This window comes from Nocardioides sp. GCM10030259 (assembly GCF_042666375.1).
Taxonomy (GTDB): Bacteria; Actinomycetota; Actinomycetes; order Propionibacteriales; family Nocardioidaceae; genus Nocardioides.
This window is the reverse complement of sequence record NZ_JBHTDF010000017.1, coordinates 1-999: the sequence shown is the minus strand read 5'-3', so window position 1 is coordinate 999 and position 999 is coordinate 1. Positions and strand designations below refer to the sequence as shown.

The 999-nt window shown below is 68.5% G+C and carries 1 protein-coding gene and 1 pseudogene; both read left to right on the top strand.

All coding sequences use genetic code 11. The features are described from left to right. Nucleotides 1-840, top strand: an 840-nt coding sequence (locus ACFQQI_RS13125; protein WP_378563748.1) for an ATP-grasp domain-containing protein, incomplete at its 5' end; no start/stop codon positions are given. A gap of 20 nt (nucleotides 841-860) precedes the next feature. Continuing rightward, nucleotides 861-999, top strand: a pseudogene (locus ACFQQI_RS13120) (succinate--CoA ligase subunit alpha); the annotation flags it as partial.

Genomic DNA, 999 nt, shown 5'->3' with positions numbered 1-999 from the left:
AACCGCCGCTACCTGTGCATCGCGTCGGTCGAGGGTGGTGTGGAGATCGAGGAGGTCGCCAAGACCAACCCGGACGCCGTCAAGCAGATCCCGGTCGACCCGGGCACCGGGGTGGACGAGGCGAAGGCGCGGGAGATCGCGACCGAGGCGAAGTTCCCCGAGCCGGTCTTCGAGCAGGCCGTGGCGATGATCCAGTCGCTCTACCGGGTCTTCGTCGAGGAGGACGCCACGCTGGTCGAGGTCAACCCGCTCGCGCGGCTGGCCGGCGACAAGCTCGAGGCCCTGGACGGCAAGGTGTCGCTGGACGACAACGCCTCCGAGGTCCGGCACCCCGACCACGAGGCGTTCGGGATCCGCGAGGAGGCCGACCCGCTGGAGGCGAAGGCCAAGGACAAGGGCCTGAACTACGTCAAGCTCGACGGCCAGGTCGGCATCATCGGCAACGGCGCGGGCCTGGTCATGTCGACCCTCGACGTGGTCGCGTACGCCGGCGAGGCCCACGGCGGCGTCAAGCCGGCGAACTTCCTCGACATCGGCGGCGGCGCCAACGCCCAGGTCATGGCCGACGGCCTCGACGTGATCCTCAACGACCCGGCCGTGGCGTCGGTGTTCGTGAACGTCTTCGGTGGCATCACCGCCTGCGACGAGGTCGCCAACGGCATCAAGGGCGCGCTCGAGATCCTCGGGTCCGAGGCGACCAAGCCGCTCGTCGTACGCCTCGACGGGAACAACGTCGACGCCGGGCGGGCGATCCTCGCGGAGCTGAACCACCCACTCATCACGCAGGTGGACACGATGGACGGCGCGGCCGACAAGGCCGCCGAGCTGGCGAACGCCTGAGGGACGAGGGACGACAACAGATGAGCATCTACCTCAACAAGGACAGCAAGATCATCGTCCAGGGCATCACCGGTGGCATGGGCTCCAAGCACACCACCCTGATGATCGAGGCCGGCAGCAACATCGTCGGCGGCGTCAACGCCCGCAAGGCCGGCACCA